Origin of the sequence: Janthinobacterium sp. P210006, from assembly GCF_036231885.1 — a bacterium.
Lineage (GTDB): Bacteria > Pseudomonadota > Gammaproteobacteria > Burkholderiales > Burkholderiaceae_D > Janthinobacterium > Janthinobacterium violaceinigrum.
The window spans coordinates 131,112-156,464 of record NZ_JAZARD010000002.1 but is presented as its reverse complement, the minus strand read 5'-3'; the positions used below and the strand labels follow the sequence as shown (position 1 = coordinate 156,464).

Annotated in this window: 23 protein-coding genes; 10 read left to right on the top strand and 13 right to left on the bottom strand. The window is 63.5% G+C overall.

Annotated elements, in window-relative coordinates; genetic code table 11:
* Nucleotides 1–22: 22 nt before the first annotated feature.
* Nucleotides 23–2,143, bottom strand: coding sequence for a prolyl oligopeptidase family serine peptidase (locus tag VPH41_RS09145; RefSeq protein ID WP_442906245.1), 2,121 nt, complete (start codon nucleotides 2,141–2,143; stop codon nucleotides 23–25).
* Nucleotides 2,144–2,617: 474 nt separating this feature from the next.
* On the opposite strand from VPH41_RS09145, the gene VPH41_RS09140 reads away from it, so the two are divergent.
* Nucleotides 2,618–4,405, top strand: a complete 1,788-nt coding sequence (locus VPH41_RS09140; protein WP_152283007.1) for a GGDEF domain-containing protein — start codon at nucleotides 2,618–2,620, stop codon at nucleotides 4,403–4,405.
* Between the two features lie 45 nt (nucleotides 4,406–4,450).
* On the opposite strand, the gene VPH41_RS09135 is transcribed toward VPH41_RS09140, so the two are convergent.
* The 5 genes from VPH41_RS09135 to VPH41_RS09115 form a co-directional block, all read right to left on the bottom strand.
* Nucleotides 4,451–4,879: a DUF6386 family protein gene (locus VPH41_RS09135; protein ID WP_328569728.1), complete on the bottom strand. Its 429-nt coding sequence runs from the start codon at nucleotides 4,877–4,879 to the stop codon at nucleotides 4,451–4,453.
* Nucleotides 4,876–5,352 (bottom strand): DUF4262 domain-containing protein, encoded by a 477-nt coding sequence (locus VPH41_RS09130; RefSeq protein WP_328569727.1) that lies wholly within the window; start codon nucleotides 5,350–5,352, stop codon nucleotides 4,876–4,878. The genes VPH41_RS09135 and VPH41_RS09130 overlap by 4 nt, the downstream gene beginning before the upstream one ends.
* Nucleotides 5,353–5,518: 166 nt before the next feature.
* Nucleotides 5,519–6,907, bottom strand: a complete 1,389-nt coding sequence (locus VPH41_RS09125; protein WP_328569726.1) for a tetratricopeptide repeat protein — start codon at nucleotides 6,905–6,907, stop codon at nucleotides 5,519–5,521.
* Between the two features lie 217 nt (nucleotides 6,908–7,124).
* Nucleotides 7,125–7,754 carry a 3'-5' exonuclease gene (locus VPH41_RS09120; protein ID WP_193317503.1) on the bottom strand — a complete coding sequence of 210 codons (630 nt, stop codon included), beginning with the start codon at nucleotides 7,752–7,754 and terminating at the stop codon, nucleotides 7,125–7,127.
* A 39-nt stretch (nucleotides 7,755–7,793) separates the two neighbouring features.
* Entirely contained in the window at nucleotides 7,794–9,044 is a 1,251-nt protein-coding gene (locus VPH41_RS09115) for an Hsp70 family protein (RefSeq protein WP_328569725.1), read from the bottom strand.
* 176 nt (nucleotides 9,045–9,220) lie between these two features.
* Between VPH41_RS09115 and VPH41_RS09110 the strand changes: the two genes are divergently transcribed.
* Together VPH41_RS09110 and VPH41_RS09105 are read left to right on the top strand one after the other, a co-directional pair.
* Entirely contained in the window at nucleotides 9,221–11,326 is a 2,106-nt protein-coding gene (locus VPH41_RS09110; protein ID WP_328569724.1) for an Ig-like domain-containing protein, read from the top strand.
* A 252-nt stretch (nucleotides 11,327–11,578) separates the two neighbouring features.
* Complete coding sequence (locus VPH41_RS09105; RefSeq protein ID WP_226941375.1) at nucleotides 11,579–12,604, top strand: LacI family DNA-binding transcriptional regulator; 1,026 nt, start codon at nucleotides 11,579–11,581, stop codon at nucleotides 12,602–12,604.
* Between the two features lie 187 nt (nucleotides 12,605–12,791).
* On the opposite strand, the gene VPH41_RS09100 is transcribed toward VPH41_RS09105, so the two are convergent.
* Complete coding sequence (locus VPH41_RS09100; protein ID WP_442906244.1) at nucleotides 12,792–13,178, bottom strand: YidB family protein; 387 nt, start codon at nucleotides 13,176–13,178, stop codon at nucleotides 12,792–12,794.
* A gap of 293 nt (nucleotides 13,179–13,471) precedes the next feature.
* Here VPH41_RS09100 and VPH41_RS09095 point away from each other — a divergent pair, with 293 nt between their 5' ends.
* The 3 genes from VPH41_RS09095 (at nucleotide 13,472) to VPH41_RS09085 (ending at nucleotide 15,058) form a co-directional block, all read left to right on the top strand.
* Nucleotides 13,472–13,684, top strand: coding sequence for a hypothetical protein (locus VPH41_RS09095; RefSeq protein WP_034751103.1), 213 nt, complete (start codon nucleotides 13,472–13,474; stop codon nucleotides 13,682–13,684).
* 109 nt (nucleotides 13,685–13,793) lie between these two features.
* On the top strand, nucleotides 13,794–14,510 hold the full coding sequence (locus VPH41_RS09090) for a hypothetical protein (protein WP_328569722.1): 717 nt from the start codon (nucleotides 13,794–13,796) through the stop codon (nucleotides 14,508–14,510).
* Between the two features lie 74 nt (nucleotides 14,511–14,584).
* Nucleotides 14,585–15,058 (top strand): DUF6328 family protein, encoded by a 474-nt coding sequence (locus VPH41_RS09085; RefSeq protein WP_287771766.1) that lies wholly within the window; start codon nucleotides 14,585–14,587, stop codon nucleotides 15,056–15,058.
* Here the strand turns inward: VPH41_RS09085 and VPH41_RS09080 are convergent.
* Nucleotides 15,055–15,957 carry a LysR family transcriptional regulator gene (locus VPH41_RS09080; protein WP_328569721.1) on the bottom strand — a complete coding sequence of 301 codons (903 nt, stop codon included), beginning with the start codon at nucleotides 15,955–15,957 and terminating at the stop codon, nucleotides 15,055–15,057. The two genes, VPH41_RS09085 and VPH41_RS09080, sit on opposite strands and share 4 nt — an antisense overlap.
* Before the next feature lie 102 nt (nucleotides 15,958–16,059).
* Between VPH41_RS09080 and VPH41_RS09075 the strand changes: the two genes are divergently transcribed.
* The 3 genes from VPH41_RS09075 to VPH41_RS09065 all read left to right on the top strand — a co-directional run bounded on the left by VPH41_RS09075 (nucleotide 16,060) and on the right by VPH41_RS09065 (nucleotide 19,082).
* The gene (locus VPH41_RS09075; protein WP_328569720.1) at nucleotides 16,060–17,076 is read left to right on the top strand and encodes an aldo/keto reductase; all 1,017 of its coding nucleotides are present in this window, start codon (nucleotides 16,060–16,062) and stop codon (nucleotides 17,074–17,076) included.
* 25 nt (nucleotides 17,077–17,101) lie between these two features.
* Complete coding sequence (locus tag VPH41_RS09070; RefSeq protein ID WP_328569719.1) at nucleotides 17,102–17,518, top strand: SRPBCC family protein; 417 nt, start codon at nucleotides 17,102–17,104, stop codon at nucleotides 17,516–17,518.
* Nucleotides 17,519–17,864: 346 nt separating this feature from the next.
* A complete protein-coding gene (locus tag VPH41_RS09065) occupies nucleotides 17,865–19,082 on the top strand; it encodes an MFS transporter (RefSeq protein ID WP_086138079.1) in 1,218 nt (405 codons plus the stop codon).
* A 49-nt stretch (nucleotides 19,083–19,131) separates the two neighbouring features.
* On the opposite strand, the gene VPH41_RS09060 is transcribed toward VPH41_RS09065, so the two are convergent.
* The 5 genes from VPH41_RS09060 to VPH41_RS09040 form a co-directional block, all read right to left on the bottom strand.
* Nucleotides 19,132–19,830, bottom strand: coding sequence for an aspartate/glutamate racemase family protein (locus tag VPH41_RS09060; RefSeq protein ID WP_328569718.1), 699 nt, complete (start codon nucleotides 19,828–19,830; stop codon nucleotides 19,132–19,134).
* A 121-nt stretch (nucleotides 19,831–19,951) separates the two neighbouring features.
* Nucleotides 19,952–20,251, bottom strand: coding sequence for a hypothetical protein (locus tag VPH41_RS09055; protein ID WP_328569717.1), 300 nt, complete (start codon nucleotides 20,249–20,251; stop codon nucleotides 19,952–19,954).
* A gap of 151 nt (nucleotides 20,252–20,402) precedes the next feature.
* A complete protein-coding gene (locus tag VPH41_RS09050) occupies nucleotides 20,403–20,729 on the bottom strand; it encodes a hypothetical protein (protein WP_328569716.1) in 327 nt (108 codons plus the stop codon).
* A 7-nt stretch (nucleotides 20,730–20,736) separates the two neighbouring features.
* On the bottom strand, nucleotides 20,737–22,272 hold the full coding sequence (locus tag VPH41_RS09045) for a hybrid sensor histidine kinase/response regulator (RefSeq protein ID WP_328569715.1): 1,536 nt from the start codon (nucleotides 22,270–22,272) through the stop codon (nucleotides 20,737–20,739).
* 11 nt (nucleotides 22,273–22,283) lie between these two features.
* Nucleotides 22,284–23,114 carry an alpha/beta fold hydrolase gene (locus tag VPH41_RS09040; protein ID WP_328569714.1) on the bottom strand — a complete coding sequence of 277 codons (831 nt, stop codon included), beginning with the start codon at nucleotides 23,112–23,114 and terminating at the stop codon, nucleotides 22,284–22,286.
* A gap of 238 nt (nucleotides 23,115–23,352) precedes the next feature.
* Between VPH41_RS09040 and VPH41_RS09035 the strand changes: the two genes are divergently transcribed.
* The gene (locus VPH41_RS09035) at nucleotides 23,353–24,615 is read left to right on the top strand and encodes a PepSY-associated TM helix domain-containing protein (protein ID WP_328569713.1); all 1,263 of its coding nucleotides are present in this window, start codon (nucleotides 23,353–23,355) and stop codon (nucleotides 24,613–24,615) included.
* Nucleotides 24,616–25,353: the final 738 nt, after the last annotated feature.

The following is a 25,353-nucleotide window of genomic DNA, read 5'->3' as shown; positions in this document are numbered from 1 at the left end:
ATCCGACCTACCGCCTACCGGCTTACTGCGCCGCCACCTTGGCCGGCTCCGCCACTACCGGCGTCATCTTCAACGAACGGCTGAGGAAGCCCCAGCGGTCTGCCACTTCTTCGATCTGCTTGGTCGTCGGCTTGCCGGCGCCATGGCCCGCCTTGCTGTCGATGCGGATCAGCACGGGTGCGGCACCGCCTTGCGCTGCCTGGGCGGCGGCGGCGAACTTGAAGCTGTGGGCAGGCACGACACGGTCGTCATGGTCGGCCGTCGTGATCATGGTGGCCGGATAGCAGCCGCCCGCCTTCAGGTTGTGCAGCGGCGAGTATTTCACCAGCGCCTTGAACTGTTCGGCATCGTCCGACGAACCGTAGTCAGGCACCCAGCCCCAGCCCACGGTGAACTTGTGGAAGCGCAACATATCGAGCACGCCCACTTGCGGGATGGCCGCAGCAAACAGGTCGGGACGCTGCGTCATGGCCGCGCCCACCAGCAGGCCGCCATTGCTGCCGCCGCCGATCGCCAGCTTCGATGGCGAGGTGACCTTGTTGTCCACCAGCCATTGCGCCGCGCCGATAAAGTCGTCGAACACGTTTTGCTTGTTCAGCTTGGTACCAGCCTGGTGCCAGGCTTCGCCGTACTCCCCGCCGCCGCGCAGGTTGGCCATCACGTAGACGCCGCCCATTTCTACCCAGGCAAGATTCGCCACGGAGAAGCTAGGCGTCAGCGAAATATTGAAGCCGCCATAGCCGTACAGATAGGTCGGGTTGGAACCGTCGAGCTTCATGCCTTTTTTCGAGACGATGAACATCGGCACCTTGGTGCCGTCGCGGCTGGTGAAGAATTGCTGGCGCGTTTCAAAGGCGTTCGGGTCGAAATCGACCTTCGGCTGGCGGTACACGCTGCTCTTGCCCGACTTCATGTCGTAGCGGTAGATGGTCGCTGGCGTCGTAAAGCTGGTGAACGAGTAGAACGTTTCCGTATCGCCGCGCTTGCCCGCAAAGCCGCCTGCCGAACCGATGCCCGGCAAGGCCACTTCACGCACCAGTTTGCCGTTCAGGCCGACGATCTTGATTTGCGTTTGCGCATCTTTCAAGTAATCGAGCACCAGCTGGTTGTTGATCAGGTTGACGGCAACGAGGGTTTCCGCCGCTTGCGGCACGATTTCCTTCCAGTCGGAGGGCAGCGGCTTGCGCGTATCGATGGCGATCACGCGCGATTTCGGCGCCTGGTTGTCCGTCTTGAAGAAGAACACGGGGCCGTCATTGTCGATGAACGAGTACGACGCATCGAACGCTTCCAGCAAGCCCACGACCTTGGCATTCTTCTGGCGCAAGTCCTTGTAGAAGACGCGGTTCTTGCGTTCCGTGCCTTGCGTGGCCGTGATGATCAGATAATTGCCGTCGTCGCTGACGGTGCTGCCGCCAAACGCCCATTCTTTCTGGTCGGGACGGTCGAAGACGAGCACGTCGTCGCTTTGCGGCGTACCGATCTTGTGGAAGTACAATTTCTGGAAGTAATTGATATCGGCCAGCTTGGTTGCTTCGTTCGGCGCGTCATAGCGGCTGTAGAAGAAACCGGTGTTGTCCTTGGTCCACGAGGCGCCCGAGAACTTGGCCCACTTGATGTGGTCCGTCAAATCCTTGCCCGACTCGATGTCGCGCACCTTCCATTCGTTCCAGTCGGAACCGGAAGCGGACGTGGCATACGCCAGGTACTTGCCGTTCGGGCTGATCGAGGTGCCGGCCAGCGCCACCGTGCCATCGGTGGACAGGGTGTTCGGGTCCAGCAGCAGGCGCGGCTCGTCCGTCAGTTTTTTCACCGTGTACAGCACGGCCTGGTTCTGCAAGCCGTCGTTGCGGCTGTAGAAGTAGCGGCCGCCCTGCTTCGTTGGCGTAGTGAAACGCTCATAATTCCACAGCTTGGTCAGGCGCTGCTTGATCGCGACGCGCTCCGGGATGGTGCCCAGGTACGATTGCGTCAGCTTGTTTTGCGCCGCGACCCACTCGCCTGTCTCGGCGCTGTTGGCGTCTTCCAGCCAGCGGTACGGATCGGCGATGGTGGTGCCGAAATAGCTGTCTTGCTGGTCGACTTTTTTGCTGACCGGATACGTCACGGCGGCGCCATCGCCGGCCGGGCAGGATTGTGCCATGGCATTGCCACCGAAAGCGGCCAGCAAGCTGAATATGAGGGTTGCACTACGTAATTGCATGGGTTGTTTGTCTCATTGTTGGATGTCGAGGAAAGCAAGCCGTGCACACATGCCGCGGCTGCCCATATTGACTTTCGCCAAGAGAAATCATAGCGCGGATTGCCACTTTTAAAGCACAGTTATCTGAGGGATTTGCCGTCTTTTGTTTGGGCAATTAATGGGAATCGCCGTGATAAATCGCGTTTTTGGCAAGAATCGGCAAACTGGCGGACAGGCAAGAAACATTGTCAAAATCAAATACGTTTCATCAAGCCGTCATAATTCTTCCTTACTATGGGCAACATGTTCATGGCCCGTCCAGAGGCCGTGCCGCCACGTCCGCCTATGCCCACTCTCGCCCTCCCTTCCGCCACTGCCGCGCCGGCCAGCGCGCCGCCATCGAATGTGGCTTACCTGAAGCCGCCATCGGCCACCATGACCATCGAAGGGACGGATGCCTTGCACGAGATCCTGGCGGGCCGCAAGCTCAGTGCGCTGTTCCAGCCCATTATCCACATGCACAGCGGCGACATCATCGGCTACGAAGGCTTGATACGGGGCCCGTCCGACAGCCCCCTGCATGCGCCGATGAATCTGTTCAAGGTGGCGCGCGCGCACGACCTGACCCTGGAAGTGGAACACCTGTGCCGGCAAGTGGTGCTCGAACGCTTTGCCGAACTGCAGCTGCCAGGCAAGCTGTTCCTCAATGTCAGCCCGGAATGTTTATTACTGCGCAATGCCCGCCATGGCGAAACCCTGGAATACATCGAACACATCGGCATCAATCCGGACCGGGTCATCATCGAACTGACGGAAAACCAGCCCACCTACGATTACGAGCTGATGCGCGAAGCGGTGCTGCATTACCGTAACATGGGTTTCCAGATCGCCATCGACGACCTGGGCGAAGGCTTTTCCAGCCTGCGCCTGTGGTCGGAACTGCGCCCCGAATACGTGAAAATCGACATGCATTTCATCCAGGGCATCAATAATGACCCCGTGAAACTGCAATTCGTGCGCTCGATCCAGGAAATCGCGGAGAAATCGGGCACCCTCGTGATCGCCGAAGGCATCGAGGCGCAGACGGAACTGCTGGTCTTGCGCGACCTGGGCGTGGCGTTCGGCCAGGGCTACCACCTGGGCCGGCCCAATGCCGTGCCGGCGCGCGCCTTGCCGGCCGAAGTGGTGCAGGCATTGGGGCGCAACGGCGTGGCCGTGTATCCGCAGCGCAGCAATCTGGAAAAGAACGGCGCCAGCATCCGCAAGCTGCTGCACCGCGTGGCCGCCGTTTCGCCGCAGCTCAACAATAACGAGGTGTACGATATTTTCCTGAAGGAACCGAAGCTGATGATCATCCCCGTCGTCGACGACGGTGTGCCGCTGGGCCTGATCAGCCGCTTCGAGATGATCGACCACTTCGCCCGCCCGTATCAGCGCGAACTGTATGGCAAGAAATCATGCAGCCTGTTCATGGATGCCACGCCCCTGATCGCCGACCACGAGACGAGCTTGCAGGAACTCAGCTACACCATGGTGCAATCGAGCGCCCACCATCTGTTCAACGGTTTCATCATTACCGAACACGGCCGCTACCTGGGCATGGGCACGGGACACGACCTGATGCGCGAAATCACGCAGATGCAGATCAATGCGGCCCGCTACGCCAACCCGCTCACGCAACTGCCCGGCAACGTGCCCATCAACGAGCATATCGACCGCCTGCTGCACAGCGGCAGCCGCTTCTGGGTTTGCTATTGCGACCTCGACCACTTCAAGCCCTTCAACGATGTGTACGGCTACCGCAAGGGCGATGACGTGATCCAGCTGACGGGAGAAATCCTCAGCGGCCATTGCGACCCGAACCGCGACTTCATCGGCCACATCGGCGGCGACGATTTCATGATCCTGTTCCAGAGCGAAGACTGGGAAACGCGCTGCCAGGCCATGCTCGACGACTTTGCAGCCGCCATCCTCGCCTACTACAGCACGGGCGACTGCGAACGGGGCGGCTACATCAGCGAAGACCGGCAGGGAAAGAAAGTGTTTTATTCATTGATCAGCCTATCGTTGGGCGTGATCAAGGTGGAAGCGCACCAGTACTACACGCACCACCAGATTGCCACGCAGGCGGCGGAAGCAAAGAAGCAGGCGAAGAAAATCCACGGCAACAGCCTGTTCCTGGACCGGCGCCAGGGCACGGGCATGGCGCGCATGGATGCCTAGCCAGGGTCGATAGCAGGAAGCCGGACGGGGACAGGCGACGCTGGATCAAATACGCACGAGGTCGCCAAACGTATTGCTGCTGCGCGCATCGGGCACAAATGCCAGGCTGATGCGCGCGCCATCGCGGTGCGCCTGCACGCGGCAGCCGCCCACTGGCACGTCGACGAATATCCCGCCGTATGCCGTGTCCGGTTCCAGGCCCCCTCCCGTGACGTCTTCGCCCGCGCCGATGAAGACGCGGCCAGAGGCGATAGCCAGATGCACGCTCACATGCGGTTCGGCAAGCTCATCGTGCACTACCAAGTCATACGCGCCGTCGCCGCCCACGTTGAAAAACGCCACCTGGCCGCCATTCACGGCCGTCAGTTCCGCGCTGGGAATACTCCACCAGTCGCAGTCGTCTTCCAGCTTGTGGCGCACCAGCGCAGGATCGAACACGCACAGGGTTGCCGTGCCGGTCACGATTCTCGTCATGCCGCCAGCGGCGCCGGTCCCAGCAGGGGCTGGCTATCCACATACTGCGCACTGGCTTGCGCCTGCCACGGGAAGTGGCCGTCGCGTGACGGCCAGACGATCTGGTACACGGTAAAATCATCGCCCTGGTAATACCAGCGCGCATAGCCGACATAGTTGCGGTATTGCTCGACGGGCACGCGTACGAAGGCGCACTGATGGCCCTGCAGCAAGACGTCCGTGGTGGCCGTGAAATCCGTGATGGCGCCACTGCGCGCGGCATCGAGCGCCACGTCGAGTATCTGGTGCGCCATGGCGCGCGGCAAGCCCATGATGAGGAATTCAGGCTGGCCGAAACTGTGGCAAGCGCCTATCGTGAACGCATAGCCAGGACCTTCTTCATCGGCGCTGATATGGACGCCATGCCAGCCATGCGTGGCGATGTCGTCGATGACTTTTTGCTCGGATGCATCTTCACCTGCCTGCCTTACCATGTTCCACCTTTCACTCTACCAATAACCCGCGCCGCCTGCAGGCCTTGTACACGCGCGGACCACGCGTTGTGCACGCGTAGTGCACGCATGGCCTCGTTGCGGCGCGACATGCCTGCTGGCAATTATCGCATGCGGCGCCCGCCCATGCGCGCACGGCGCCGCCGGTTCAGTCGCGCGGCGGCAGCGGCGGGGAACGCACCTGATGCCATTGCCGCATGCGCTGCTGCGCCTCCTCCAGCTGTGCCGGCTCCAGCCGGGCGCCCGCCGCTTCCCTGGCCTTGGCCGCCCCGCTATCGCCGCCCTCGGCCGCCAGCGCCAGCCACATATAGCCGCAGACGGGATCCTTTTCCACGCCGCGCCCGCTGTTGTACATGCCGCCCAGGTTGTACTGCGCCAGCGCATGGCCCTGGCCGGCCGCGCGCGCATACCATTGCACGGCCAGGCCGTCGTCCTGCGGCACGCCATGGCCGTTCGCGTACATGACGCCCAGGTTGTTTTGCGCGCTGGCATCGCCCTGCTCGGCGGCCGTGCGGTACCAGCGCACGGCGCACACTTCGTCGCGCTCCACGCCATGGCCATTCGCATACATCACGCCCAGGTTGAACTGCGCATTCGACGCGCCCTGGGCGGCCGCCCTGGCATACCAGTCCAGCGCCTGGCGCAAGTCGCGGGCGACGCCCCGTCCGCCCGCGAACATGCCGCCCAGATTGTATTGCGCCATGCAATGGCCCTGCAGGGCGGCGCGCCGGTACCAGGCGACGGCGCGCGCCTCGTCCTTGTCCACGCCCTGGCCCCGCGCCAGCATCAGGCCCAGGTTGAACTGGGCGTCGGCGTCGTCCTGTTCGGCCGCCCGCTGCAGCCAGGCGTAGGCGCGCAGCTGGTCGGGTGCCACGCCCAGGCCTTCCGCATAGGCCACACCCAGTTGCCGCTGCGCCACGGCCAGGCCCTGGGCCGCAGCCTGGCGGAACCAGGCCAGCGCCTGTGCATCGCTCTGCACCACGCCCTGGCCCCGCTTGTAGACGAGCCCCAGGTTCAGCTGCGCCTGCGCATCGCCCTGCAAGGCTGCCTTGCGGAACCAGGCCAGGGCCAGCGCATCGTTCTTTTTCGCACCCAGCCCCTGGGCATACGCTTCGCCCAGCAAGGATTGCGCGCTGGCCACGCCCTGTTCCGATGCGCGGTAAAACCACGCCAGGGCCAGCTCATCGCTCTGCAGCACACCGCGCCCCTTGCGGTACATCTGCCCCAGGTTTTGCTGGGCCGAGGCATCGCCCTGCGCAGCGGCGCGGCGGAACCACAACACGGCATCCTCGTCGCTCTGCGCCACGCCCCGGCCGTGGTAATACAGCGCGCCCAGGTGGTTCTGCGCGAACGCCAGCCCTTGCAGCGCAGCCAGGCGTAGCCAGACAAAGGCGCGCGCGTCGTCCTGCGCCACGCCTTCGCCCTTCTTGTACATCAATCCCAGATTGAACTGGGCATAGGCATTGCCCTGCTCGGCAGCCGTGCGGAACCAGATATACGCCTGGTGGCTATCTCTGGCAGTATGGTGCTTGTCCATGTGCGCCCCCATCCACATTGCGCTTGCCGGCAGCACGCGCAAAACGGCGGCCCAGGGCGGCGAAATCGTGTGTTGCTTAAATTTTAAATTCGATGCGGGGGAAGGACTTGAGCAGGCTCAAATGAAATAACAAAATTATATCGTTTTGATGAGCCCGCTTCCACGCGCGGGGAGCATGGCGCGCCGGCATGGACGCGCGGCAAGAAATGGCGGGCGCCTAGCGGCGCGCCGGATGTTTTTGCAGGAATTGCGGCACCTTGGCGGCGGCCAGCTTGTTCAGCGACACGAGCAGGTCCGCGTCGACATCGGCGATGCCATAGCTGCTGCGCAGGTGGCGGCCGATATGGATCAGCACTTGCGCCGCCACTTCCGCATCGGACTCGGCCCTGTGGGCAGCGCTCTTGAAGGCGATACCCAGCTGGCTGGACAGCAAGCCCAGCTTGTAGCTGGCCATGCCGGGAAACACGCGGCGCGACAGTTTCAAGGAGCACACGAGCGACTGGTGCGCGGGTGTCAGGTTCAGCCTGGCGCTTTCCGCACGCAGGAATTTCTCGTCGAAACTGGCATTGTGCGCCGACAAGGCATCGCTGCCGATGAAGTCCAGCAACTGCGGCACCACCTCGGCCACGGGCGGCGCCTTGTCCACCATGGCCTGCGTGATGCCCGTCAAGCCCGTGATGAACGAGGGGATGCGCGCATTGCAGTTGATCAGGGTCACATAGCGGTCCGTGATCTGCCCGCCCTCGATGCGCAGCGCCGCCACTTCCGTGATGCGGTCGCCCATGTCGGGAGATAAACCGGTCGTCTCGAAGTCGATCATGACGATCGGTTTGTCAAACACATGCATGGGGCGTTCTTTCGTGGGTGCGGCAATGGGTGATGATTATCAACCAAATTTACGTACGGCGTCCAGCGCGAGTCCCGCACCGATACTGCCGAACAGATCGCCTTCGACCTTGCGCGCGGCCGGCACCAGCGCGGCGATCTTTTCGCGCAGCAAGCGCACGCCACTGGAACCGCCCGTGAAGAACACCGTGTCGACGGCTTCCGGCGCCACGCCCGCGTCGCGCAGCAGGCGCAGCACGGTTTCTTCCACGGAACCGCACAGGTGGCCGATGGCTTCATCGAACTGCGTGCGTTTGAGCAACAGGCTTTGCGCGGGCGACAAGCGGTCCAGCTCCAGCTGCACTTCGGCCGCGTCGGACAGGGCAATCTTGCCCTCTTCCACTTTCATGGCCAGCCAGTGGCCGGCGCGCTCGTCGATCAGCTTTTGCAGGCGACCCATCTTGTCCTGTTCGCGCGCATCGCGGCACACGTCGGCCAGCTGCACCCAGATCTTCTTCGTGTACGCCAGGTTGATCGTGTGCCAGGTAGCCAGGTTGAAATAATAGCTGGACGGCACTTCGCTATTGTTATGCAGGCGGCTGCCGTAGCCCAGCAAGGGCATGACGGACGACAGGCTCAGGTATTTATCGAAGTCCGTGCCGCCGATGTGCACGCCGCCGGTGGCCAGGATATCGTCGCGCCGCTCCGTCTTTTTCGCCCGTTCCGGCGACAGGCGCACCAGCGAAAAGTCGGACGTGCCGCCGCCGATGTCGGCGATCAGCACCAGCTCTTCCCTGTCGATCTGCGACTCATAGTCGAATGCGGCGGCGATCGGTTCGAACTGGAAGGCCACGTCCTTGAAGCCGACGGAACGGGCCACTTCGGCCAGAGTGTCCTGCGCCAGCTGGTCGGCTTGCGCATTGTCATCGATAAAGAAGACGGGACGGCCAAACACGGCGGACGAGAATTCGCGGCCTGCGGATTGCTCGGCGCGGCGTTTCACTTCGCCAATGAATTGTGCAAGCAACATGCGGAACGGCAGCGCGCGGCCGCCCACTTCCGTCTGGCCATCGATGAGACTGGTGCCCAGCAAGCTTTTCAGCGAGCGCATCAAACGCCCCTCGTAGCCGGCCAGATAGCCGGCCAGCGCCGCGCGGCCAAAGCTGACCTCCTCGTCTTCCGCATTGAAGAAGACGACGGACGGTAAGGTCGTCTTGCCATCTTCCAGGCCGAGCATGGTGCTCTGCCCGGGACGTGCCCAGCCTACCGTGGAATTTGACGTGCCGAAATCGACGCCGCAAGCATTGGCCATGTCGACCCTTCCCTGAATAAAGGGGCGTTATATTATCAGAAGGCAGGCCATTGCACCAGAAAAACCATTCGCTACGGTCAACATCACAAGCTTGCTTTGCATCAAGTACCGCTGGCGCGCAAAAGCTACTCTTGGGAGTAACGCCGAGTACCTCGGCAAGCTCCCGGAGAACCATCGTGCCCCACGCTCCCCTGCGCCGCCCGCGCCCCCTGCCCGCCGCCTTGCTGGCTGCCTTGCTGGCTGCCTTGCTGGCTGCCCTCCTCGCCTCCCTGGCCGGCTGCGGCGGGGGTTCGGCCGACACCCAGGCAGGCGCCGGCTGCTCGCTGCACGGCACGACAGGCTGCGGCGGCAGCCCGCCGCCACCCGTCGTGCCGCCCGCGAAACCGCCCGTCACCCCGCCCGTGACGCCTCCCGTGACGCCGCCTGTCACGCCGCCCGAACCGGCCAGCCTGGCCAGCGCCGTCAACCTGGTCTTTTCCAGCACGGAACTGGCTTCGGCGGGCCTGGCCGGCAGCGAAGTGGCCGTCACGGCCCTCGTCAAGGATGGCGCCAATCTGGCCTTGCCAAACGCAAAGATTTCCTTTGCAGCCGATTCCGGCATCCTCGGCAGCGTCGATGCCGTGACGGACAAGAACGGCCAGGCGCGCGCCCTGCTGGGCACGGGCGGCGCCAACGGCAACCGCAGCATCACCGTCACGGCCAGCGTAGGCACGCGCAGCGGCAAGGGCACGGTGGCCGTCACGGGCAGCACGGTGGAATTGCAGGGACCGGCCGCGCTGATGCTGGGCCAGGGCGCCGACCTCACCGTCACCGTGCGCGACTCGGCGCGCAAGCCCGTGGCCGGCGCCGCCATCGCCTACAGCACGGGCGCCGGCAACGGCGTACGCGTCAGGGATGGCGGCGCGGCGCTCAGCAATGCGCAAGGCCAGCTGGTGCTGCGCCTGACGGCCGGCAGCCTGGGCAAGGACGCCGTGTCCGTCAGCGCGCTGGGCGCCGCCGCCGCGCAGGCGTATGCCGTGGCCGGCAGCGAGCTGCGCCTGACTCCGGCCGTGGGCCAGGATGCCGGCGGCGCGGACGTGCTGCCGGAAGTGGCCACCCTGGCTTGCCAGGCCATCGATGTGCGCTACGACAAGGCGGGCGTGGCGCAGACGGGCAGCGCCAGCCTGTCCACTTCGCGCGGCAGCCTGTTTGCGGACAGTACCTGCAGCCAGGCCTTGCCTTCCAGCTTGATTTTTAGCAATGGCAACTTGCCGCGCAGCTATGTGCAGTCGGCCAACGCGGGCGTGGCCACCATCACGGCGGCCGTGGCGGGCGGACCCGCGGCGCAGACGCGGCTGGAATTCGTCGCGCCCCTGAGCAGCGCCAGCAAGCTGGCCGTGCAAGCGGAACCGGCCGTGCTGCGCGCGAATACGGGCGCATCGGCCGAGAACGCCAGCATCATCAGCGCCGTGGTGCGCGATGGCCCCGCAAACAACCTGGTCAAGAACGCGCCCGTGCTGTTCAGCATCTTGAGCGACCCCAGCGGCGGCTACCTGCGGGAGTCGGGCCGGGAAACGGGCCGGGTAGCGACGGGCAGCGACGGTCTGGCGCGCACCGCGTATGTGGCGGGCCCGGCCGACAGCGGCCGCGACGGCGTGCTGATCCAGGCCCGCATCGATGGCGCCCCGCAAGCGGCGGCCACGTCGCTCGTGCGCCTGACGGTGGCGCGGCAAGCGCTGTCGATCAAGCTGGGCACGGGCAGCCTGTTGCGCGAGTATTCGGCCAGCGTGCTGCAGAAGGACTTCGCCGTGTTCGTTTCCGACAGCGCCGGCAATGCCGTGCCCGGCGTCGCCGTCACGGCTGCCGCCTGGCCCAGCCGCTATGCCAAGGGATATTACGTGTGGGAAGCGGACAAGCCCGAGTTCCCCGACACGGGCGTCTGGCGCCTGGCCCTGCCCCACTACAGCTGCGCCAACGAAGACGTCTTGCGCAACGGCATCTACGACGCCGCCTACGACCGCAACGGCAATGGCGTGCTCGACCCGGGCATCCCCCTGACCGTCAGCGCCAGCGGCCTGAGCGACGCACTGGGCATGGCCACCGTCACCGTCAGCTATCCCCGCAATCATGCGACCTGGGTACACGTGGCCCTGACTGTCCGCGGCACGGTCAGCGGCACGGAAGCGAGCGCCACGGCGGAACTGCCCTTGCCCGCGCTGGCCAGCGATTTCAGCGCGCGCCGCGTGGCCCCGCCGGGACGCACCAGCCCCTATGGCAGCGGCCCCTGCGACAGCGCCGATTGAGGAGCAAGCATACCACTTGCCATTCAGTCATATTTTTTGCAACATGAACAATAAGCGTGAATAAGCATGCAGTCTTGCCATGCGGCAATCTTTTACGCTATGCTCATTCTGCCCGCCCAGGCCGCCACAAGCGGCCGGGCCTGCAGGAATACTTTGAGACAGGTTGCTTGCCAGACCAATATGCGAAAAAAGAATACTGTAGCCCGGACACCCAGCACCGCCACCCGCGCCATCCCCGGCGCCGGACGGCGCGTGACCTCATATGACGTGGCCCTGCTGGCCGGCGTGTCGCAATCGGCCGTATCGCGCTGCTTCAAGCCGGGCGCCAGCATCTCGCCCGCCACCCATGCCAAGGTCATGCAGGCGGCCATCACCCTCGACTACATCCCCAACGCGGCCGCGCGCAGCCTGATCACGCGGCGCTCGAACCTGGTGGCCGTCATCATTTCCAACCTGGCCAATCTGTACTATCCGCAAGTGCTGTCCGACCTGAGCCAGCAAATCGCCCGCCTGGGCAAGCGCCTGCTGCTGTTTACCCTGGAGCGCGAAGCGGACATCGGCAAGGTCTTGAGCGATGTGTGGCAATACCAGGTCGATGGTGCCGTCGTGGCCGCCTGCCTGTCGGACGAGCAGATGGCCGAGTTCGGCCGGCGCGACGTGCCGCTGGTGCTGTTCAACCGCAGTCCCCGCGAACACGCCGTGCATGCCGTGCTGTGCGACCAGGCCGAAGCGGCGCGCCTGCTCGTGTCGCGCCTGGCCGAAGCGGGCCACCGCCAGTTTGCCATCATCGACGGGCCCGGCGACTCGGCCGTCGCGCAGGAGCGCAAGACCGGCATGCTGGACCGCTTGCTGAGCCTGGGCTTGCCTGCGCCCATCGTTGTCAGCGGCAACTACGATTACGCCAGCGGCGGACGGGGCTTGCGCAAGGTCATCGACCGCCTGGGCCGCGTGCCGGACGCCGTCATTTGCGGCAACGACATCATGGCCATCGGCTGCCTGGACACGGCGCGCCACCAGATGGGCATCCAGGTGCCGCTGCAGATGTCCGTGGCCGGCTTCGATGCGCTGGAAGCGTCCGGCTGGCTCAGCTATGACATCACCACCCTGCGCCAGCCCGTGCAAAAGATGGCCACCGACGCCGTCGCCATGCTGGACGAACTGATGGAGCGGCGCGGCGGCATTGCCGAGCGCAGACGCTATTGCTCGTATCTGGTGGAGGGCAGCACGGCGCGGCTGACCGGCGCACCTCCCCACTTCGGCATGATGGCTGCCGCCTGAACAACGCCTGCGGCGTTGTTGCCGGGGTTACGCTGGTCCTTCGCCGTACTCGCGTACTGCCTTTGGGGCGGCGCCTGGCCCTGGGCATTTTTCAGGCGTTCCTTCCTCTCATACAAAACACAAAAATCCCGCGCAACAAAAAAAACCTCGCATCGCTGCGAGGTTTTCTGTTGCCGCATCGGCTGTATCAACCGAAGATTTTGCCCTTGAGCATATTCAAGCCCTGGCTGACGAGGTCATTGCCTTCTGGTACCTGACCGTTCGGCGTCAGCTTGTCGATCAGCTGGGGCAGCAAGGCTGCCAGGCCGCCCGAGGCCGCGTCCGGCGCGACGCCCGCTTTTTCCGCGATCTGGGTGATCGTGTCGGCGCCCAGCGCATCCTTGATCTGTTCGCCGGAGACGGGCGCATTGGCGCCGGTGCCGATCCAGCTGGCCACCTGGTCGCCCAGGCCGCTTTCCTGGAATTTCTGCAGGAGGCCAGGCAAGCCGCCATGCTGGTTGACCAGCTCCATCACACTGGCCATCAATCCCGACGGCGCTTCCCCATCCGCGCCCTTGTTGCCCAAAGCGCTCATCGCCTGTCCTGCAAGTTGATCTAGCAAACTCATCGTATTCTCCTGAACGCTATCGATTAGTGCCGCATGACTGCGGCGTCCGGCATGGCGCAGACCGTTCTCCGCCACGGAAATCATTATACTATGAATAATAACAATGCCATAATTGCAATCTCGAGACGAACGCACGGACAGGCTCACTGCAGAGCCGCCCACCTCCATCATATTTAGTTCAGCACAACATGCAAGCGTAAATTGACGGTTCGCAAAAACGTGTAGAATAAATTTTCCTACTTACTGAGGAGTATCAACACATGAACATCAATAAAGCGGTAGACAAGGCTTACGAAAAAAAGACGTTCAAGGAAATCGCTGATGCGCCCGTCGACGCCCTGCAAGGCGTGAGCGAGAAGGATGCGGAGCTGCTCAAGCAGGCATTCAATATCAAGACCGTGCGCGACCTGGCGAACCTGAAATACTCGAAGTGGGCGCGCGCCATCGTCACCCTGGCCGATACGGAAGAATAGACCGGGCCATGCCCCTGGCCAGCCCGCCAGCACAGCCCGCCCCAGCCGGCGGGTTTTTTCATTCCAGGCAGCTAGCGGCTGGCAAGCCGCTAGTCACGGGGAGGCGCCATTGGCCACGCCGCTGACCCTGCCCGGCATCTGCTGGCCCCTGCACGCGAGCACGGGCCACCTTGCCGTCACCACGTCCCACATCACGGGCCACTTTCGCGCCGGCAGGGGCGTGGATGCCATCGTGCTGTGCGATCTGCTTCCAGCCGGAAAGTTTCGCAATGGCGCGGCGCGCCACTGGTGCCGCACGCACCAGTGCTACTGGGGCACGCAGGCCGACCTGGCCGACCAGCAGGCAGGACAGTCGATGCGTTGCCGCCAGCACGCCAGCCCCATGGGCTACGTGCTGTATCCGGAACTGTTCGACCCCATGCAATTCCACGCCGCCACCTTGCGCCTGGGCACAGATGGCCTGCTGCAACTGCGCGCCCGGGCCGACGATGGCGGCGCCCTGTTCAGCCGCGATCTGCCCGCCCTGGCCATCGACTGCCGCGCCCTGCCCGGCCTGTTCCCGCCCGACGTCGTGCAGCTGAACGTCACGCCGCCCGCCGCGCAGGCCTTCGCCGTCGCGCTGCAGGCGGGCGCGCCGCTGGGCTGCAGCGACTGCGCCCGCTGCGGCCACCCGCACCTGGACCTGGGCAGCTTCGCGCTGGCGCCGCACCGCCGCCACAGCTGCGGCCATTGCGGCCATGACGCCTCGCACAGCCCCACGGCCATCGTCTCGACGCCCCTGTGGCGCTTGCGCGACTTGCCACAGCGCATCACGCAATGCTTCTGAAGGTGCGCCCACCCACAGTCGGCCTTGCCCCTTGTGCGTAGACTGGGGCCATCGCCACCAACAGGAATCGCGCCATGCCGCACACCCCGCCACATGACGACAATAATCAGCCAGGCGAGGAAGGCGATTTGTCCGACCTGCTCAGCGAATTGCGCATCCTGCTGCCGGGCGCGCAGATGCTCACGGCCTTCCTCATCATCCTGCCCTTCAACGGCGGCTTTGCGAAGATCGTGCAGGCGGAAAAAATCGTCTTCCTGCTGACGTTTTTCCTGTCCATGACCAGCCTGGTGCTGCTCAGCGCGCCTGCCATCCAGCACCGCGTGATGCGCCCCCTGCAAGACCGCGAGCGTTTCAAGCGCGTGGCCGACCGCATCATGATGGCGGGCGCCCTGTCGCTGGCGCTGGCATTCATCCTGGGCACCAATCTGGTGATGTCGGAAGTCTTCGGCCACGTCGCCGGCATCGTCGCCTGCGCGCTGATGGGCACGCTCATCGTCTGCATGTGGTGGTGGCTGCCCCTGTACCTGAAACACGGCAAGCGGATTTAGGGGGCCACGCCCGCCTGCTCCAGCAGGGTTGCGCGGAAAATCCCCACCAGCGGCCGCAAATTCACCTTGTGCCAGGCCAGCCACAAGGGCGTGCGGTAGCTAAACCACGGCAATTCGCGCACGACCACGCCGGCCGGCGCGTGCTGGCGCAGGCTGTGCTGGATCATGGCCATGCCCAGCCCGGCCGCCACCAGGCCCAGCGCCGTCAGCGGCTCCGTGGCTTCCATGCGGATATCGGGCGTAAAGCCGGCGCGCGCGCAGGCGGCGATGAAGTTATCGTGTTTCAGCACGCTTTCCTTGTGCAGCACGGCGATCCACTCCTGGCCCGCCAGGTCGGCCGGGGTCAGCTGGGCCTTGGCCGCCAGCGGATGCGTCTCCGGCAAGGCCAGCAGCATGGGGTCGCTCAGCACTTGCGCGCAATCGAGGTCGGGGTCGTTCGGCAGCGGCGGTTCGCACAGCAGCGCGATGTCGAGGCTGCGCTGGCGCAAGCCTTCGATCTGCTCGGCCGAATGCAGGTTGTACAAGGCCACGTGCACCTGCGGCCGCGTGGCGCGCAAGGCGCGCAAGCCGTCCGGCAGCACGCCCGCATGCATGGCGTTTTCGATGTAGCCTATGCACAGCCCCCCTTCATCGCCGCGTCCCAGGCGCTTGGCCAGCGCTTCCAGTCTGTTGCCGTGGGTAATGAAGGCGCGCGCTTCGGCCAGGAAGGTGTGGCCGTCGCGCGTGAGGCGGATGCGCTGGGCGCTGCGCTCGAACAAGGTCAGGCCCAGCTTGTCTTCAAGCTGGGCAATTTGGCGGCTCAGCGGCGACTGGGAAATATGCAGGCGCTCCGCGGCCCGTCCCACGTGTTCTTCCTCGGCGACGGCGATGAAGTATTGCAATTGGCGCATGTCCAACATATCAGACCTTTCAGGACTCAAGTTGCGCTAATTATGTCTTGGACAGGCTTAACTTGTCCAGCTATTCTGTCTGCACTGACTCACTCATTGAAGGAAAACACCATGACGATCAAACACTTACTGACAGGCAAACTGGGTTTCGGCACGGCGCCGCTGGGCAATATGTTCCGCAACATTCCGGAAGCCGAAGCGCTGGCCACCGTCGACGCAGCCTGGGAATCGGGCATCCGCTACTTCGATACGGCCCCGTTCTACGGCGCCGGCCTGGCCGAGCTACGCCTGGGCGCTGCCCTGAAACAGCGCCGCCGCGACGAATACGTGCTGAGCACCAAGGTAGGCCGTCTGATCCTCGACGAGCTGGAAGACCCCGCTGCCCGCGAACTGGGCGAAAAAGGGGGCTTGTTCGAATTTGGCCGCAAGAACAAGATCGTCGATGACTACTCGGCGGACGCCACCCTGCGCTCGATCGAAGACAGCCTGAAACGCCTGGACACGGATCACCTCGACATCGTCTGGGTCCACGACATCGCCCAGGATTTCCACGGCGACAACTGGCTGGCGCAATTCGAGATTGCCCGCACGGGCGCCTTCCGCGTGCTGACCCGCTTGCGCGAAGAAGGCGTGATCAAGGCATGGGGCGTGGGCGTGAACAAGGTGGAACCGCTGGAACTGACCCTGGACCTGGCCGAAGCCCAGCCCGACGCTTTCCTGCTGGCCGGCCGCTACACCCTGCTCGACCATGAGCGTGCGCTGCAACGGCTGATGCCGGCCGCAGCGGCCCAAAACGTCGACATCGTCGTAGGCGGCCCTTACAGTTCGGGCATCCTGGCCGGCGGCGCGCACTTCGAATACCAGAAAGCCTCGCCCGAGATCATTGCCAAGGTGGAACGCATCAAGGCCATCGCCGCCCGCCACGGCGTCAGCGTGAAAGCGGCCGCCCTGCAATTTTCGCTGGCCAATCCCGCCGTCGCCGCCGTGATCCCCGGCGCCAGCCGTCCGGAACGCCTGGCAGAAGACCAGCAGGCATTACACGCCGTCATCCCCGTCGCGTTCTGGCAAGACATGCGCGCCGAGCAACTGGTGTCGCCGTTCGCCCCGCTGCCAACCGGCGCCAACTGATAGAACTGATAGATAAGGAATACCTATGGCACACACCACCACCTCGATCGACATCGCCGCCACGCCGGCGCAAGTGTGGCAACTGATCGGCGGCTTCAATTCCCTGCCCGACTGGCTGCCCTACATTCCCAGCAGCACCTTGAGCGCAGGGGGCCGCATCCGCCACCTGGCCAACCCGGCCGGCGAAGTCATCGTCGAGCAGCTGGAAGCGTACGACAACACGGCGCGCAGCTACAGCTATTCCATCCTGCAGGCGCCGTTTCCCGCCACGGATTACCTGTCCACCCTGCAAGTGGAAGCACTCGCCGGCAGCGATGGCGCAAGGGTCACCTGGTCGGGGCGCTTCACGCCCGTGGGCGTGAGCGAGCAGGAAGTCACAGAGCTGTTCCACGGCATTTATGTGGCGGGCCTGGAAGCGCTGCAACAAACCTTAAGCAAGTAATAAGTACGTAATTAATAAGTACGTCATCAATCACGAAGCAGCAATTTCGCCACAGACAGATTTTCTTCATCGCCTCTGTGGCGGAATCCTCCGCTTTCCGTGTTATCGTTAACAACAAGAGCGAGCGATTGCGTGTGCAGTGCAGCATATTTTGGCCGGCCGCCGGCAGAACTTGCCCGAATCTTTTACAATGTTGTCTGTGGGCAGCTCTTCTAGCCCGAAATGCCGGGCGGTTTCCTGCTCCTTGCCTTTCTTCACTTCGCATTTGATGGCGCATTGCCATCCCTGCGGCTGAGCCACAGCACGCTACTTCACCCCGTTCCACCGTTACCCAACTAATAAGAACATGCACGCATCCGTAGATCCCCTGATTCCGCGCGTCACCGCGCCTTTTGGCGCCGGTTACGCCGACCTCGCCCTGGCCATCGGCGGCCTCGCCATCGGCACGGGCGAGTTCGCCTCCATGAGCATCCTGCCCGTGGTGGCCGACGACCTGGGCACGACCTTGCCGCAGATGAGCCACATGATCAGCGCCTACGCGCTGGGCGTGGTCATCGGCGCGCCCCTGATCACGATCTTCCTGGCCCGCATGCCGCGCCGCTTGATGCTGATCTGCCTGATGCTGATGTTCGCCGGCGGCAACTTACTCAGCGCCATCGCCCCCAACTACGGCTTGCTGGTGGTGGCCCGCTTCGTGGCCGGCATCCCGCACGGCGCCTACTTCGGCGTGGCCGCACTGGTGGCGGCCGCCCTGGCCGAACCGGACCGGCGCGGCCAGGCCGTGGCCCGCGTCCTGATGGGATTGACCGTGGCAAATATCTTCGGTGTGCCGCTGGCAACCTACATCGGCCAGACCCTGGGCTGGCGCTCGGCCTTCCTGCTGGTCGCCGCGCTGGGTTTGCTGACCATGCTGATGGTGCGCATCTTCGTGCCCATGGTTGCCGCCGGCGATTCCAGCCCGCGCCGCGAATTGGGCGTGTTCCGCCGCCTGCAAGTGTGGCTGACCCTGCTGATGGTGGCGATCGGCTTCGGCGGCATGTTCGCCGTCTACACGTTTATCACGCCAACCTTGCTGGAAATTACGAAAGTGTCGCCCCTGGTCATCTCCATCCTGCTGGCCATCATCGGCGTGGGCATGACGGTAGGTAATTTGATCGGCGGCTGGCTGGCCGACCGCTCGCGCCTGTGGACCATCTTTGGCGTGCTGCTGTGGAACGTGGCCGCGCTGGCCGCCTTTACTTATACCAGCAGCAATGTCTGGCTGACGGCGATCAACCTGTTCGCCATCGGCGCCGGCATCGCCGTCGCCCCTGCCGTGCAGACGCGCCTGATGGACGTGGCCGGCGACGCGCAAACGGTGGCCGCCGCCCTCAACCATTCCGCCTTCAACATCGCCAACGCGCTGGGCGCCTGGGCCGGCGGCATCGCCATTGCCATGGGCATGGGCTTGCGCTCGACGGGCTGGGTGGGCGCCATGCTGGCCTGCGGCGGCATCGTCGTGCTGGGCATTTCCGTGCTGGTGGAAAACCGCAGCCGCAACCTGGGCGGCGCACAGCCGGCCTGATGCTCCAGGCGAGCGGCTGCCTGTTCAGGCGGCCGCTCCTGCGCCGCGCTTAATCTTCGACGGCAAACGCCACTGCCGCCGCGCAATGAATGGCCGTCGTATTAAAGAGCGGCATGTCCACATCACCCTGCCGGATCAGCAGCGGTATCTCCGTACATCCCAATATCACGCCCTGCACGCCTTGCCGCCGCAGTTTTTCGATGATGCCGAGGAAGATCTTCCGGCTGGCTTCCGTAAAGATGTTCTGCACCAGTTCCGTATAGATCAGGTCGTGCAGGATCTCCTGGTCGACCGCATCGGGCGTCACCGTGGCGATGCCGCGCTGCTCCAGCGCATCGTGATAGAAGCGGCCCGCCATCGTCTGCCTGACACCCAGCAAGCCTACCTTGCGCACGCCCGCTTGCTGCACCTTTTTCGCCGTTTCCTCGACGATGCTGATGAACGGCAAGCCGACCCACGGCACGACGGCGGGCGCGAAACGGTGCGCGCCATTCGCGCACAGCAGGAAGAAATCCGCGCCCATGCCTTGCAGGCGCTGCCCTTCAGCAACGAGGAATTGCTCGATGGCGCGCGAGTCCGGCTGCGCCGCATGCGCGACAAAATCGGCCTGGTCGATGCTGACGAGCATGATGCGGGCGCTATGCGCGGCCCCGATGCGCGCCACCAGCATTTCATTGAGGAGCCGATAATATTCCAGGGTCGAGGCCCAGCCGATGCCGCCGATCAATCCTATGGTTTTGTTTTGCACGTCTATCCTCGTGAAAAGAAGTGTGCAAATTATACGGTGAGATATATCAATTTATCTGCAGCGATGCAAGCGGACAGGACTGTCAGAAGTGAAGCATGTCAACGATGGCGCGCCAGACCACTTAATGGTCCGTACAACTGGCGCCAAAGCCCGTACGCCATTGCCTGTAGCCCGTTCCCGCGTTAGCGGCCTCCGCCAGCAAACGCTGTATCGCATGGAAGCCAAACAGGCTGGCGCAGGCGCACAGCGCGGCGTCATCCACTTCATCCTCGTATGCATTAAGAAATAATTCTGCCAGTAAGCCTTGCAGCGATGCATAGCTGCACCACACCTCGTCAATGTTTTCCAAGCTGCAGCGCTCGAAACAGCCATTGGCAGGATTGAAGTAATCGAGCACCATGCCGCATTCCCACAAGGCCACGATACCGCTCCCTGCCATGGGCGAGGAACGCCATGCACGCGCCGCCTGGCAACGGTAATCCAATGGCGATGCAACGCTATCACCATCCAGATGAGCCAGCAAAGCTTCGCTGAGTCCCAGCGCGCAGCACATTATTGTCAGTCATCTGCACCTACTCGATATCATGGGTATTGGAGGTCTGTCGGCTGTATGCGCGCTCGAACGCGGCCAGGCTGTCCGCCTGCGCCCAGAGGCTGGCGACGTAGCGGAATTCATCCTCGAACGGCTGCTCGAAATCGGCCACTTCCGCCGCATACTCGCAATTGCGGCTCAACATGACCAGCCAGTCGGGATACCAGGGAGTGAGCAGCTCCGCATACACACCATCGCCTTCATAATCGAGCAAGGCATCGTGTAGCGCGCGGGCGCCATCGGACAAGTCAGGCAGATCCCATTTTTCCTGAAGCGTGCTCTGGAACAATTTCTGTTGATGCTGCATGTATCGCTTACCCCGCCTGCAGCATCTTCTGCAACACCGCATCGAGCTCGTAAAAATCCACGGGCTTGGTCAGGTGCAAATCAAATCCCGCGTCAGACGCCATCTTGCGGTCCTTGTCCTGGCCCCAGCCCGTGACGGCCACGAGGATGGCGTTTTGCCCGCAGGGCTCGCTGCGCAACAGTCTTGCCACGTCGTAGCCATTCATGTGCGGCAAGCCGATATCGAGCAGGATGACTTGCGGCATGAAGGTTTGCGCGGCCGCCATGCCCGCCGCGCCATCGTAGGCCGTGCGCACTTCATAGCCGAGGATGTCAAGCGCCAGGGCCAGGCTTTCGGCCGCGTCGGCGCTGTCGTCGATCACCAGCACGGTGCCTTCGCGCGTGCCCGCCAGCAAGCGGCGGTTGGGCGGCGCAGGCGCTTCCAGCGGCACGGCCGGCAGCGGCAGGCGCAATTCGAAGGTGCTGCCCTGTCCCACGCCGTCGCTGTGCGCGCTGATGCTGCCGCCATGCAATTCGGCCAGGCCGCGCACCAGTGACAGGCCGATGCCCAGGCCGCCCTGGGCCCGCGACAGGGCCGGTTCCAGCTGCGAAAACAGGTCGAATACCTTGTCCAGGTGCTCGGGCGCGATGCCGATGCCCGAATCGCGCACGCTGATCAGCACTTCCCCTGCCGCGCATGCCACTTCCAGCCCGATGACGCCGTTGGCGGGCGTGTACTTGACGGCATTGGTCAGCAGGTTGGCGATCATCTGCGCCAGGCGCGTGGCATCGGCGTCGAGCCAGATTGGCTGCGGCCATTGCTCCACGTGCACGCTGTGGCCGGACTGCGCAGCCAGCTCCGCCACGCTGTGCAGGGCCGCTTCCACCACGGGCGCCAGTTCCACGCTGGCGCGGCGCAATTCCAGGCGCCCCCGCGTGATGCGCGACACTTCCGTCAAGTCGTCGACCAGGTGCGTCATGTGGCCCACCTGGCGGCCCAGCACGTCACGCGCCCAGCACAGCTGCGGATCGTCCAGCTGTGCCAGGCGCAGCACTTCCAGCACATTGCGCATGGGCGCCAGCGGGTTGCGCAGCTCGTGCGCCAGGGTGGCCAGGAATTCGTCCTTGCGCCGGTCGGCGGCCGCCAGCTGTTCGTTGAGGACGCCCGCTTCCTTGCGCGCCAGCTGCAGCTGCTGCTCGTACTTGCGGCGGTCGCTGGCGATGAAGACGGCGACCTCGTCATAACGTACGCCCTCGTGCACGCGGCGCACGGCGTTGAGCAGCATGGGCACGGCCTGTCCCTGGCGCTGGCGCATGTCGAGCAGGATTTCCGACACGCTGCCCTGCACCTGCATCAGCGGCAGCCAGTGCGTCTGGTGGAACACGCGCCCGCCGATGGTCAGCAAGTCCTGCAGTTTCTTTTTCCCCAGTATTTCCCCGGCGCCATAGCCAAGCCAGCCGCAAAAGGTGGCGTTCGCCTGCACGATGGTGCCATCGGCAGTGCACAGCAGCAAGCCGCAGGCCGCATGCTGGAATAAGGTGTCGGCGTCAGGCAAGGAAGGCATCGTATCGCGCATTACAGGTGCAGGCCGTCGAGAAAGTGGCGGATGGCGCGGTAGCTGGCATCGGGCGCACTCATGTGCGGGCAATGGCCCGTGTTCTCGACCACGTGCAGGCTGCTGCACGGCAAGCTGTCGCGCAGATAATCGCCCACAGGACGGGGCGCGATGAAGTCGTCGCTGCATTGCACGATCAGGGCCGGCGTGCTGTTGTGCGGCAAGACGGCGCGGTGATCGGACAGGAAGGTGGTTTGCGCGAAATGGCGGGCAATGGCCGGATCCGTGCGGCAAAAGCTGTGCGTCAGGTCCGCGCCCAGCGCCGGCTGCCCGGACGCGCCCATGATGGCCGGCGCCATGCTGGCGGACCAGCCCAGGTAATTACGGTCCATGGCGTCGAGCAAGTCGTCGATATCGGTACGGCTGAAGCCGCCCCGGTAGCCGGCCTCGGCATCATCGATATAGCACGGCGACGGCGCCAGCATGACTTGCGCGGCAAACAGGTCCGGTTCCGCGATGGTGGCCAGCAAGGCGCTCATGGCGCTGACGGAATGGCCGATGCAAATGACGGGGCCGCCGCCGACGGCATGGATAACCCGGCGCAAATCGGCACCATGCGCATCGAGCCGCGCGTAGCTATCGAAATCATAGGCACTGAGGTCGGAAGCGCCGCTGCCCACCAGGTCGAACAGCACGGTGCGGTAATGCGGACGAAACAAGGGCTCCAGATAGCGCCACATGGTTTGATCGCAGCCAAAGCCATGCATGAACACCATGGTGGCTGCCGCGCCCGCCTGCGGTGCACCGCTGCGTTCGCTAATGCGGATATTGTGCCGATCTTCTATGCGCATGCCTGTTTCGCCCTGAATATTTCCACATGGAATGTAAATTAACTTCTTGCTAGCATCTTAGCATGCGCGATTTGGCCCTGGGCAACACCATTGACGCTGGACAAATGCCACGCCGCGGCGGATAATGAGAACGATTCCCATTATCAAAATAGCAGGCGTGTGCCTGGCTTTTCCCTGTGCGCCCCCGTGGCGCCTGCTGGCGGCAACAGGCCGGTTTTATTTTGAAGGTTTGTACCGCATGCGCGCTTTCTGGACTGTCATACACCGCTGGGCCGGTCTCACCATCGCCCTCTTCCTCATCGTTGCCGGCCTCACGGGCGCCGTCACCTCGTGGGATCACGAGCTGGACGAGTGGCTCAACGCCGACATCATGGACACGCCGGGCCGCGGCCCCCTGCAGGCGCCGTTTGCGCTGGCGCAAAAAGTCGCCGCCGCCGACCCGCGCGCGGAAGTCAATTACATGACCCTGGGCCTGGAAGAAGGCCACGCGGCTGCCTTCATGGTGCGCCCATTGACGGACCCTGCCACGAACAAACCGTACGTGCTCGACTACAACACCGTGTATATCGACCCCGTCACGGCGCAGATCACGGGCACGCGCGATTCGACGGCCATTTCCCTGTCGCGCCGCAGCCTGATGCCATTTTTGCGCCACCTGCACTACAGCCTGCACGTGCCCGCCTTCTGGGGCACGGACCGCTGGGGCTACTGGCTGATGGGAACGGTGGCCCTGGTCTGGCTGCTCGACAGCATGGTCGCGTTCTATCTGACCACGCCGCGCCGCTTGCGCCCGCGCGCCAATGACGAGGCGCCGCGCCACCGCAGCGCCAACGGCTGGTGGCAGCGCTGGAAACCGTCGTGGGTGGTGCGCTGGGCGGCCGGCGGCTACAAGCTCAATTTCGACTTGCACCGCGCGGGCGGCCTGTGGGTGTGGGCCATCATCCTCGTCGTGGCGTTTACCTCGTTCTCGCTGAACCTGTACCGAGAAGTGTTCTATCCCGTCATGTCGCTGGTCTCGACCACCACGCCGGGACCGTACGAAACGCAAACGCCCGCGCCCTACGGTACCTACATCGCGCCCGCGATCGGCTTCGAGCAGGCGGTGGACATTGCCAAAAAGCAGGCCCTGCAGCGCGGCATCACGGCGCCCATCGGCGGCATCTATTATGGCGGTAATTACTCGTTCTATAACGTCTCGTTCTTCGACCCGGCCGACGAATTCGGCGCGGCCGGCATGGGCCTGTCGAATCTGTACGTCGACGGCATGGACGGCACCATCATCGGCCAGCACAAGCCATGGGAAGGCACGGCCGCCGACGTCTTCGTGCAACTGCAATTCCCCCTGCACTCGGGCCGCATCCTCGGCTTGCCGGGGCGCATATTGATGTCCTTCATGGGCATCATGGTTGCCATGCTGTCGGTGACGGGGATTGTGATCTGGGAGAGGAAGCGTCGGGCGCGCAGATTGCAGACGCGTAAACCCAGAGCAAGGTCGACATAGGGGCCGATGCTGTCAAAAGAAAGCGGCTACCAGAATCGCATCAGGCAAGCGGCTGTCGTTTTACGTTTGACAGTTTCCCCATGGGAATTTCCATCAATAAAATATCAAACTAAGAATGATTGCTGCGGCGCATACCGCGACAAAAAAGTAATGTGCGACTTTCTCACGCTGCGGCGCTTCCGCAAGGCGCTGAGCCGATGTCTTTGAGATAACATCCTTGAATGTATGTCTGTCCGGCTTTATTTCCAAGTTTCCTCCTCAATGCTTCAAATCTCACCCTATCTGGCTACCGCAATCACTGAAGACACACCTCAGCATTCGCTAACACGGGTATTGCTTCCATCTACGCGTACCGCTCTGATTCTGAATATTTCCAGGTAAAAAGCAAATTGGCATCTTGCCAGTATTTTAACATGCGTGTTTTCCCCCGTATCAATGCCATCGACACAGGGAAACGACTTGCAAAATCAGCTGATCGATTGAATTTTATTATCAAAACGTCAGTGCATGCCTGCTTTTCTCTGCGTGCCTTGATGGAATGTGCTGACCCAACAAGCCATTCCCAACATGCAAGCGGCAAACACATCCATGCAATAAGAGGGGGCGTCTAGCCCCTGCCGGCTGTCGGCTCAGCGCCTTGTCCCTATGCAAGGCAGCCCGACATGGTCCTCGCCACCTCCGCGTCCGCTGGAGCTGGCGCGTCCGACCCCAAGCAATGTCACCGAACCCTGCGTCCAC

Bases quoted from the DNA above. Each gene is read 5' to 3' on its own strand.
- VPH41_RS09145 (WP_442906245.1), bottom strand. From the start codon at position 2,143: ATGGCACAATCCTGCCCGGCCGGCGATGGCGCCGCCGTGACGTATCCG.
- VPH41_RS09140 (WP_152283007.1), top strand. From the start codon at position 2,618: ATGACCATCGAAGGGACGGATGCCTTGCACGAGATCCTGGCGGGCCGC.
- VPH41_RS09135 (WP_328569728.1), bottom strand. From the start codon at position 4,879: ATGACGAGAATCGTGACCGGCACGGCAACCCTGTGCGTGTTCGATCCT.
- VPH41_RS09130 (WP_328569727.1), bottom strand. From the start codon at position 5,352: ATGGTAAGGCAGGCAGGTGAAGATGCATCCGAGCAAAAAGTCATCGAC.
- VPH41_RS09125 (WP_328569726.1), bottom strand. From the start codon at position 6,907: ATGGACAAGCACCATACTGCCAGAGATAGCCACCAGGCGTATATCTGG.
- VPH41_RS09120 (WP_193317503.1), bottom strand. From the start codon at position 7,754: ATGCATGTGTTTGACAAACCGATCGTCATGATCGACTTCGAGACGACC.
- VPH41_RS09115 (WP_328569725.1), bottom strand. From the start codon at position 9,044: ATGGCCAATGCTTGCGGCGTCGATTTCGGCACGTCAAATTCCACGGTA.
- VPH41_RS09100 (WP_442906244.1), bottom strand. From the start codon at position 13,178: ATGAGCGCTTTGGGCAACAAGGGCGCGGATGGGGAAGCGCCGTCGGGA.
- VPH41_RS09095 (WP_034751103.1), top strand. From the start codon at position 13,472: ATGAACATCAATAAAGCGGTAGACAAGGCTTACGAAAAAAAGACGTTC.
- VPH41_RS09085 (WP_287771766.1), top strand. From the start codon at position 14,585: ATGCCGCACACCCCGCCACATGACGACAATAATCAGCCAGGCGAGGAA.
- VPH41_RS09080 (WP_328569721.1), bottom strand. From the start codon at position 15,957: ATGTTGGACATGCGCCAATTGCAATACTTCATCGCCGTCGCCGAGGAA.
- VPH41_RS09075 (WP_328569720.1), top strand. From the start codon at position 16,060: ATGACGATCAAACACTTACTGACAGGCAAACTGGGTTTCGGCACGGCG.
- VPH41_RS09070 (WP_328569719.1), top strand. From the start codon at position 17,102: ATGGCACACACCACCACCTCGATCGACATCGCCGCCACGCCGGCGCAA.
- VPH41_RS09065 (WP_086138079.1), top strand. From the start codon at position 17,865: ATGCACGCATCCGTAGATCCCCTGATTCCGCGCGTCACCGCGCCTTTT.
- VPH41_RS09050 (WP_328569716.1), bottom strand. From the start codon at position 20,729: ATGCAGCATCAACAGAAATTGTTCCAGAGCACGCTTCAGGAAAAATGG.
- VPH41_RS09045 (WP_328569715.1), bottom strand. From the start codon at position 22,272: ATGCCTTCCTTGCCTGACGCCGACACCTTATTCCAGCATGCGGCCTGC.
- VPH41_RS09040 (WP_328569714.1), bottom strand. From the start codon at position 23,114: ATGCGCATAGAAGATCGGCACAATATCCGCATTAGCGAACGCAGCGGT.
- VPH41_RS09035 (WP_328569713.1), top strand. From the start codon at position 23,353: ATGCGCGCTTTCTGGACTGTCATACACCGCTGGGCCGGTCTCACCATC.